Source organism: Blautia sp. HCP3S3_G3, from assembly GCF_052063365.1.
GTDB lineage: Bacteria > Bacillota > Clostridia > Lachnospirales > Lachnospiraceae > Blautia_A.
This window is the reverse complement of record NZ_JBQHXR010000031.1, coordinates 17,082-28,082: the sequence shown is the minus strand read 5'-3', so window position 1 is coordinate 28,082 and position 11,001 is coordinate 17,082. Positions and strand designations below refer to the sequence as shown.

General features: G+C 38.6%; 4 protein-coding genes. All 4 read left to right on the top strand.

Annotated elements, in window-relative coordinates:
* The first annotated feature begins 134 nt into the window (after positions 1 to 134).
* The 4 genes from ACTNEW_RS15085 (at position 135) to ACTNEW_RS15070 (ending at position 10,796) form a co-directional block, all read left to right on the top strand.
* Positions 135 to 344, top strand: a complete 210-nt coding sequence (locus tag ACTNEW_RS15085; RefSeq protein ID WP_441062473.1) for a helix-turn-helix domain-containing protein — start codon at positions 135 to 137, stop codon at positions 342 to 344.
* Positions 345 to 570: 226 nt separating this feature from the next.
* Complete coding sequence (locus ACTNEW_RS15080; RefSeq protein WP_441062471.1) at positions 571 to 957, top strand: hypothetical protein; 387 nt, start codon at positions 571 to 573, stop codon at positions 955 to 957.
* Positions 958 to 970: 13 nt separating this feature from the next.
* Positions 971 to 1,615: a hypothetical protein gene (locus ACTNEW_RS15075; RefSeq protein WP_441062469.1), complete on the top strand. Its 645-nt coding sequence runs from the start codon at positions 971 to 973 to the stop codon at positions 1,613 to 1,615.
* A gap of 13 nt (positions 1,616 to 1,628) precedes the next feature.
* Positions 1,629 to 10,796: a phage tail tape measure protein gene (locus ACTNEW_RS15070; protein WP_441062466.1), complete on the top strand. Its 9,168-nt coding sequence runs from the start codon at positions 1,629 to 1,631 to the stop codon at positions 10,794 to 10,796.
* Positions 10,797 to 11,001 lie beyond the last annotated feature (205 nt).

Below are 11,001 nucleotides of genomic sequence, written 5' to 3'. Positions count from 1 at the left end.
TTATTTTTTCGGGAACGGAGTGTTCACCATACCGGAAAGAGTGCACTGAATGAGCGGAAAGCGTGCACTAAAACACCGTGCAGTCTGCTCTCAGTGGTCGGAATATACAATTTGTTGAAAAGGAGGAAATAACAGTGAATACTTTGAATGAAATTGTAAAAAAGTATTTAGATAAAAATGGAATCATGATTAAGTTTTTTGCTGATTATATTGGATGTGAATTATCGACATGCAGTAAATGGCTCAAAGGTGAGCGCAAGCTCAAACCTGAGCAAATCAAGAAAACACATGAGTTTTTACAAGGGACGTTTCTTAAAACAGTTGACGAAATCGTGAAGGAGTGATTGACATAGTGATAGTGGAATTAGATGAAAATTCTTACACATTTCTTATTAAGATTTTAAACGAAAAATATTATTCTACAACGGATATTTCAGAGCTTCAGAAAATAAATAATCTTTATAAAATTCTCAAATTTAAATCAGAATCTTGGTTATCAAATATCAAATCAAACTAAATCATAATATGGCATATCGACAACAATATCACATTTTGAAGGGAAAATAGAATATGGCAAGGAGTTTTAATTCATGGGGTGCATTGAAAAAAGCACTCCAAAATGAGGTGCGTGATGCGCTTGAGGAGACAATTGATAAGTCTTATCAAGATGCAAAGCAGAATGTAGACAATTTTTATAATTCGCCCGAAGGTCGATATAAAAGGACAGGTCAGTTAGCAGAGAGTGTCCAGCAGGAAATCTCTGGCAGTGGAGATAGTCTGTGCGGGACAATCAGTCTTGACACATCTTATGTTTATAATCCATCTGGAAGAGACACACAGACAATATATGGTTATGCAGAGGATAATGGTCTGCTTGGTAATGGTGGTTTCTGGGAGAAAACAAAATCAGATGTTGAAAAAAATATTCAAGAATCGTTTTCCAAACGATTCAGTTAAAGGAGGAAATACAATGCAAGAAAATATACAAGATATAAACAATGAAATTAAAATTGAGCCACATGTAGGTGATACAGTTTTGATTGTCCTACAGTCTGGTGGTGCTGTATTAGGAATGATTACAGAGGTCAGAGAGGGCTTTGGAACGGATGCAGAGATTGCAAAATTATATAGAGTTGGTATCTGGGGAGATCAGTATGTTGATATCGCCGAAAATGAGATTAAAGATATCAAGATATATAATGTGATTAATAAGAAAGATTATTTCGAGCGAATGAAATCCGAGTATGGAATTGAGTTTTATAAAGAAGACGGCGAATTAAAAGAGATTCCTGCTATCGTAAATGATTTCTTAGTTAAGGGTTTTTGGGATAGATTAGCCGATGAAGAGAAAAATACGTTAATTGATACTATTGGGATGAGTGTTGAAAATGAAGTTGATCTGATTAATGCCCTTAATATGAGCAGAAATAGGAACAATGAATTGCACAAACAAGTTATGGAACTGTTGGAAAAGAGGACAAAAGCAGTCCAAGCAGTAATCGATTTTCAAAAAGGTTGGAATGAGAAGATTGATAAGATGCCATTGTTATATCAGTATGCATATGACTATATGTATAAAACAATGGGTATTGACAAGCTGTTAAAAGCGATTTGAATGGAGGGAAGGTATGGCGGACGATTTTAGAGTTAATGTGCAAGCTGACCTGGATGCCAGTGAAGCTGAGCAAAAATTAAATAAATTGATAAACGAACCAAGAAAAATAAAGGTATCACTTGAAATAGATAAATCCGCAACAGAGCAGGCGAAAGACTTAGTAAAAAGTATTGAACGTGGTTTGAAATCTGCAAAGCTTGATACCGGGGATATGGCAAAACAGCTGGCAGCAGGCTTTAACATCAATAATAAAAATGTTGTGAGCAAGCTGAAATCCCAGATGGATTCCATGCTTGATGAGCTTGCTAAGAGTTGGAACGGTAAACAGTTTGTATTTGATAAGAATAACGGCTTTATTTCCGGGCTTGATGCTATGGCGGAGACTGTCAGCAAAAATGCAAAGGTAATCCAGGACAAGATGGGAATATATGACCAATTCTATTCTTATTTCAAGGACAAGAAGATTTATATTTCTGATGAGCTGAAATCCGCAATGGGAGAAGACTTATATAAAGAAATCTCCAATGCGAATATAGGGAAAATTGTCCGTGATGCAACAAAAGGAGTCAGTATAGATTCCATCTGGGATGAAATGACAACGCTTTTTCCGGAGCATTTTGCAAGTGATATCACAAATCAGGTGGATCAGGTTGTAAAAGCATTTGATACGTTAAAAGCTGCCCGGGCTGATATTGCGCAGTCCCTGTCTTTTGATGACATGACACCAAAACAGCAGTTTGATATCAAAGAACAGGCTTACGGTGATATTGTACCAATGTTTGACCGTATGATGGACACCTTGAGAGCAAATATCAATTCTGCTTCGGATGAACTGAAAACAGAGTTTGAGATTGATGTAAAAATCAACAAAGATTCTATTATTTCTGATATCAGATCAGCTCTCAGTGAAGCTTCTTCTGCTTCGGGTGAACCAGTAAAGATTAAAGTTGATCTGGATAAATCTGAAATCGAAACAGATATCCGTAATGCGGTTCAAGGCATTTCTGCTGATGATTTCCCGGTAAAAATTAAAGTGGATGTTGATAAAGCTGATATAGAATCGGATTTACAGGCTGCTGTCAGTGGGATTGACCTTCCTGTACAGTTCCGTGTAGACGCTTCCGATATTGAAAGCCAGATCAGGGCAGCGGTTGCAGGAATCATCAATCTTGAGATTGATGTACAGGTAAATGTTTCACAGATAAACAGCCAGATCCAGCATCAGGTGAACCAGAATCCTATCACAATCCCGGTACAGGGTTCAGGGAATAATAGTAATGCTCTTCTGAATAATATCCAGAACATCAACCGTGCAGGACAACAGGGACAGGATATATTTACAGCTTTTGGCGGCACAGTCAGGGATGCGTTCAGTGCGTATACACTTGCAAATCTTTTGGAACGTGGGATTGATAAGATTGAGGATGCAGGAAGAAAAGCCATCGAGACAGTAAAAGAGCTTGATGATGCATCAGTCCAGTTACAGCTTGCGACAGGAAGTTCACGTTCAGAAGCAAAGAATATGATCTCTGGATACAGAGAACTTGGAAATGAACTGGGCAGTCTGACAACCAGTGTAGCAGAGTCGGCGGATGCATGGCTGAGACAAGGTAAAAGCGCAGAAGAAACTAATACTCTGATAGCTGATTCTGTAAAACTATCTAAACTTGGTCAGATTGATTCTGCCGATGCAACAGAATATCTTACTTCTGCAATGAACGGCTATGGTGTGGCGGTAGAGGATGTTTCAAAGATCACAGACAAGCTTAGTTCCATTGACCTTGTAAGTGCGACTTCTGCCGGAGGTCTTGCGGAAGCAATGTCAAGGACTGCGACCAGTGCTGACCTTGCTGGGTTAAGCATGGACAGGCTCCTTGCGATTCTTGCAACTACAGGTGAAGTTACCCAGAGAAGCATGACTTCTATTGGTGAAAGTTACAAGACAATCTTTGCAAGGATGAGAGATATCAAAGCAGGAAATCTGTCCAGCGTTGGTGAAGACGGAACGATTGAAGATCTATCTGATGTTGAGATCGTACTGAATTCTTTGGGGATTAAATTAAGGGATTCCAACCAGGAATTCCGGAACTTCCAGACAGTGTTAGATGAAGTGGCGGCTGGATGGAAGAATTATTCCTCTGTACAGCAGGCTGCGATTAGTAAAGCATTTGCCGGAACACGACAATCCGAAAACTTCTTAGTTCTTATGGAGAATTATGACCGTGTGCTGAAATACACCAGTGTAGCAGCCAACAGTGAAGGAGCAACAGAAGAGAAATTTGGTGCTTATCTGGACAGTCTGGAAGCTAAGACAAACAAGCTGAAAAACAGTCTGGAACTGCTTGCAACAGATACCATTACAGATGAGCTTTATTCAGGATTTCTGGAAGGTGCAACGGCTGCATCTGATTTCGCCAGAGAGACAGACCTTATTAAAACGGCATTAACAGGCTTAGGAACAGCAGGAGCAACTTATGCTATCACGCATCTTATCACCTTATTCCAGAATACGGCGGCACAGGTGACAGCTTTAGGCGGTGGGCTTCAAGGTTTATGGGGTGTTCTATCTGCACATCCGGTAGGCTTGGTTACGGTCGGTGTGACCGCTGCGGTAGGTGCTTGGAACGCATATCAGAAATCTGTGCAGGAAGCTGTCAATTCAGCAAAACAGGCAGCTTCTGAGTGGGAAGAATCCAATTCATCTATCCAGTCTAACATTGAAAAAATTACAGAACTTAAATCTGCTCTTGATTCTGGAAAACTGACAGAACAGGAAGCCTATGACACAAAATCACAGCTTCTTGATATCCAGAACCAGTTATCAGAATCTTATGGTTCCCAGGCAGAGGGGATTGATCTTGTAAATGGTTCCCTGGATGTTCAGATTGAAAAGCTGAAAGAACTTGCAGATGCACAGGCAGAAAGATTCCTCAATGAAAATCTTGACGGGATAAAGACTGCAAAAAAAGAGATGGAGAAAGAATCCCGTACCTATCTGGGACAGAGCTTTTCTTCTTCCTGGGAAGATGCAGACAGATTACAGGAGATCATAAAAAAATACGAGGGTAAAGGCATAAATGCCGAAGAAGATTCTTATGGTCGTGTGACCGTTTATTTCGAAGGTGATGCATCACAGGCAAACGAAACACTGAATTCGTTTATGTCGGATGTCCGTCATGCAATGGATGAAACTGGGAATGTAGATTTGTTTCAAGGATTTTACCAGGATGCTTCCGATGGATTAAATAAAGCAAAAGCAACACTTGACGAATACCAGGAGCTTTATAACCAGGCAATGAAAGCGGAGTTGCAGACTGATAAAACAGATTTTGGCGGTAAAACTGCTGCGGAATGGCTCAATAACTATGCAAAAGCTGTAGAGAACTATAATGATGCAGTTGCCAGCGGAAGTACAGAAGAAGTTGCAAAAGCGAATGATTATTACAACAAAATAAATCAATCTGTTCAAGGCTTACTGAAAGGCAGTGACCTGTCACAATACAGCGCATTGTTTGAGGATGTCTCTGGTCAGCTTGATAAGGCGGCAATTAAAGCTAATGAATTTAATGCGGCTCTTAGTAGTGATGGACAAGAATACCTGAATGGTTATCAAAAACATTTACGATCTGTAGCGGATGAAGTAAAAAATCTGAATATGTCAGATGTGGATTTCAAAGCAGCGATAAATTCTGGTGATATTGATTCGATCAATTATCTATCACAGGCTGCTGAACAGGCAGGAATCAGCACTGATGATCTTGCACAGGCTCTTGTAAATCTTGGAGTATTAAGCGGTCAGTCGTCTGCTGCTGTAGAAGAAATAGCAGATTCATTCCAATCAGTATCTGATAGTGCAAATACACTTCTTTCCCAGATCAATACGGTAAATTCTGTATTATCTTCCCAAAGTACAGGTAAATCCATTTCTATAGAAGATTTTAATTCAGACGAGTTGAAAGATTACACTTCTGCACTGGAATATAACAACGGTGCTTTACAGTTGAATGCCGAAAAAGTACAAGAGTTACAGAAAGCCAAAGCAGAGGAAGCAATTCAGACGAACGAGAATCAGAAACTGGAAAAACAGAATCAGTATATGGAAAACATTGCTGAGATTGAAAAGTTACAGGATGAGTTAAGAAATCTGAATAATGCGAAAGGTGAAAATGCACAGGCAATCCAATCAAGTATTGACGCACTATTGTCTGAAAATGACACCATTGTAAATCAGTGTTCTCAGCTTGACATTTTATCAGCATCCTTGCGTGAAGCTACTGGAGCTTATCAGAATTGGCTTGATAAACAAAATACTTCTGAATCTGGAGATATGTTTGATGATGCCATGAGCGCATTGAATCATATTGAGGATGTAACACAGAATACAGATTCAGAAGACTATGGTCGTATCGGTAAGAAATCATATAAAGCGGCAGTCGAGTTTCTTGTTCCTGATACGATAGACTCTCAAGATGCAGAAGCAGTCTCTTCTTATATAGATAGTATTGAGAATTATTTCAACCATGATTCTAAAGGCAACAGAACTGGATTAGATGTTGCTGAGTTTTGTGCCAAAGCAACTAAAGCAGGACTCATGGAATTGGATGAAGCAAGCGGTGAATATAAAATTGCTGGTCAACGTACTATGCAAGATTTTGCTGATGGGCTTAATCTTTCCTTACCAATGGTTCAAGCCATGTTTGGTGAAATGGAAGAATTTGGTGGTCAGTTTGACTGGGCTGACGAAGCAATAAAAACGCTTGGCGACTTGGGTATGGCTGCTGGAGAAGCAAAAGATAGACTTGAATCTATTGATGGAAATCAAGATTTGAACATTCAGATTGATGTATCAGACATAGAGAGTACAGAGGATAAGATATCTACTCTGGAAAATACCATTTCCCAGATGCAGGAATATAAAACAACTTTACCTGTTGATTCTTCTGAGGTTGATGATGCAAACGCTATTATTCAATATTGTATAACTCAGAAGCAAATGTTAGAAGCGCCTACTGTTATGACTATAGATGCATCTCAGGTAAATGGCGAAATAGGTAATGCCTTATCTCTGTTACAACAATTCCAAGAAGCTAAAAATAACGTTGAATTACAAGCCGAAGTTGGCGCAGATACTTCTGAAGCACAAGGTAAAGTCGATAGTCTGGTAAGTGAAATTCAAAGTCTGTCACCGGAAATCAAAGCACAGCTTGGTATAGATGGAGCATCTGAAGCAACAATAGCTTCTTCTATACAAGGAATTACTCCTGAAATTCTTGTTAAAGCAGGTGTTGATTCTGCCTTAGTTGATGCTTATGCGGCAGAAGAGAAACAGTCAAAAGGTACGGTTACTTGGGATAATCAAACAGGTGCAGTTGATGCATGGGCATCACAAATGCATGTCTCAAAAGGTACTGTAAGTTGGGGAAATGACATTTCTCAGGTTAAGACATATTTTACTGCTACAGGTCATGTGAACTGGGAAAACAGTACACCACCGTCTGGTGGAGCGCATGGCTTAAATGGTACTGCTCATGCAAGCGGAACAGCGCATTATCCTCACTTGGTCGGTCATGCAAATGCAAATGGTAACTGGGGAACAAAAACAGGTGGTATGACACTTGTAGGCGAATTAGGAAGAGAAATAGTTGTAAATCCATTTACTGGAACATGGGAAACCGTTGGTGATAACGGAGCAGAGTTTAAATATATACCTGCCGGAAGCATCGTTTTTAATCATTTGCAGTCAGAATCATTGCTGGAAAGAGGATTTGTAAATAGCCGTGGTTTGGCTAAAGCAAGTGGTACAGCAATGGTTCGCGGGGGTATTTCTGCTCAACAGGCGAATATTGCTTCTGGGAAAACAACCTATAAAGGTTCTACTCCAACCAAAACCAACACAACCAAATCCAACACAACCGCAACCAAGCAAAATACATCGGCAGTAAATACCAATACCAAAGCGGTAAAACAGTCATCTCAGGCGTTTGACTGGATTAAGGTTGCTCTCGACAGAGCCAAGAGTAAGGTTGAGGAAATCGCAGCAACAATCACTGATTTTGTTTCATCTGCATATAAATCCGCACAGTTACAAAAGAAGATTACTGCAATTGATAACGAAATCGTTGCTAACCAAAAAGGATATAGTGCTTATCTTGAGAAAGCAAATGCTGTAGCTAAAAAGTATATATATCAAGATGATAATGATAATACACAATCCCTGTCTATTCCTTCCAAGTATAAGAAGCTTGTCCAAAATGGTACGTTTTCTGTAGAAGACATGGACACTTCTAGCGCGTATGGCAAAGCATTAGCTGAAGCAGTCCAGAAATACCAAGAATATTATGAAGCTGCTCAGAATTGCCGTAGAGCGGTTCAAGATTTAAGAACAGAACAATATGAAGCATTCCAAGAGTTAATGAATATTCCTACAGAGGAAGCAGAGAAAAAGATTGACAAATTAGAACGTAAACTTAAATCTCTCTCTGCTGTACAATCAACATCTTCTATGGGTGGTTCTGCTATTGCTCAATTACAGAAACTTACAAAGGCAAATAATCCAGAAGTTAAGAAAACTACGGATGCATTAAAGAAAGCACAAGATGAACAGGCTAAAACTGCCGCATCAAAATCAACCGCCGCAAAAGAAAAATCTTCTGCAAACAAAATATTGCAGACTGCCAAAACATCCACGTCAAATTCTGGTGCTACTTTAAGTAAAGATGCCAAGAAAGTTACAAATACATCTGCTAATGCTCTTAAAAATGCAACGAAGAAAGGTGTGTCCAGTCGTGTTGTTTCTGCTGTAAATAGTGCAATTAAAAAGAGACAACCGATTAGTTCTTCTCTTTTGAAGCAATTAAAAGGCTCTGCACTAAAAGCTGCCAAAGATTATAACGCAAAATTAAAACAGGAACAGACAATCAACAAGAGTGTTTCTTCTAGCAAAACAGTTTCTACGAAAGGGTTGACTGGACAGTTATTAAAGGATGCACAGAAATATAATAAAGATGCGAAAGCTCAGGCTTCTGCACAGAAGACTTATGATAAAGCTGTAAGCAATTATAATAGTGCTACTTCTAAAGACAATACCGCAAAACAAAAAGTAGAAAATGCTACATTGGCTAAGAAGAATGCTGAGAATGCTACTACTCAGGAACAGCGCACATTGATTAGCGCTAAATCTGGTCAGGCTAGTTACGTATACCAAAATAAGTTTCTGGATCAACAATTATCTGTTGCTAAAAGCGAAAATTCTGCCAGACAGACTGCTTTGGACAAGGCAACAAAGAATGCGGAAGATGCGCAGAAAAAGAAACAGAAACAAACAGCCAAAATTCAAAAGCAAGCAACTAGTCTATTGAAGGATAAAAGTGTCACAAAAGCATTGAATGATACCCAGAAAGCCGCATTGAAGGCTGGTAAGACTGTTTCAACAACAGGTATTACTGATCCTGCTGTATTGAAAAAGATTAAAGCCTACAACAATATGGTAAAACAGGGTACCGTTTTAAACACTCAGTATACGATTGCTCTCGAAGCACAGTCGGAAGCTGTAGCCAATGCCGCTGAAACTGAAGCTGAGTATGCTCAGATGATTGTTGAAAACGAAAAGCAAAAATTTGAGAACATCCAAAATTATTACAATGCGATAAGTGATTATAATCAGAAATTATCTGAATCTTATGCTGGAAACCGTAACCTAAAATCTGCCAAAGGGGAAGACTTGACAGAAAAGGATTATCAGGATGAAATTGCAAGCCGACAAAAAGATAGACAGATTTTGGCTGATGAGGAAGCTGCTCTGCGGAAACAGTTAGACTCCGCTGTTAAATCAGGTAAGATAATTGAAGGTTCTGACGAATGGCTTGAAATGGCTAGCCAAATTAGAGATGTTCACAATGAAGGACAGAATTTAGACCTTACCATAATGGAATTACAGGATACTATGCGTGAAGATGTATTTTTCCAAGTCATTAACAAGGCTTTGGAAAAGGCAGAAGCTTTGCGTGCATCTTTAGGTTCTATCAATGATCTTATTTCAGATGAGATGAAATATGATGACAATGGTAAATTAACAGACTTTGGTATTACTGCTCTTGCTATGGATATCAAAGACTATGAATCATATCTTGGTAGTATGCAGACTCTCTTGAAAAAGAGAAATGAGTACATCAAACAATTCAACAATGGAAATAACAATACGAATTATTCCCAAAAAGAATTTAACGAAGATATGAAAAATGTTTCTGATGATATTCGCAATCTATTGTCTCAGACAAATGATGCAAGAAAATCTATTATAGATTCTATTACGTCTCAGAGCAAAGCGGAACTAGATGCGATTAATAAAGTTATCGATGCAAGGCAGAATTTGTTGAAGAAACAGAAAGAATACTATGACTACGACAAAACACTTAAATCAAAAACCAAGGATATTCAGTTATTAGAACAACAGATTGCAGCCCTTAACGGTGTGAATGATTCTGAATCAAAGGCAAGAAAAGCACAGTTGGAAGCCCAACTTAAAGAAGCAAAAGATGATTTGGATGACACTATCTTTGAACACAGATATGATATCCAAGTTTCAGGGCTAGATGATTTGAAAACTGAATTACAGGATAATTATGACAATTATGTCAAAGATTTGAATTCCAACTTGGATGCGATTGTTGGTGCCGTAGATACTTCTACTGCTAATATCAATAACTGTCTTAATACTGTGAACGATACGATAACGAAGTTGCTGAAAAGCTTCAATATTGAAGGACTTACTGGTGAAGTTGTTGGTATTCCGAGTTATGCAAGCGGTACGAAGAATGCCAAAGGTGGATTATCCAGAATTAATGATGGTAACGGTGATGAAATCGTTATCTTAAAAGATGGTAGTGTCTTAATGCCATTGACGAAAGGAAGTCAGGTTTTAAGCGCTAGAGAGACTGCTGATCAAATTGCTTTCTCTTCTCTAAATAAGGAAATGCCTACTTACAAGATACCTGAGATTAATATGCCCAAAATGTCTCAGAAAGAACCTGCTACGATAAATCCTGTTATCCAATGCCCTATCACAATTAATGGAAATGCAGACGGACAAGATATTGCAAGGGAATTGAATAAGCGTATGCCAGAGATCACGAAACAGGTTTCTATGGGAATTTATAAGGATTTGAAAAAGAATGGTTATTAAAAAGATTGAGATAAATTTTTAGGGCAGGAATGAGCTTTCTGCCCTTAGATTAGAATACAATTGTCTACTACTATATATGTCAACTTCTTATGTGAGTTACACTAAAACGTTTTTACAGTCATAAAAATGCCTGAAATTTTTGATGGTAATGCGCCCATTAGTATAAAAAAAGAAACGATAAATGCAGAAAAAGTAAATTTAATAC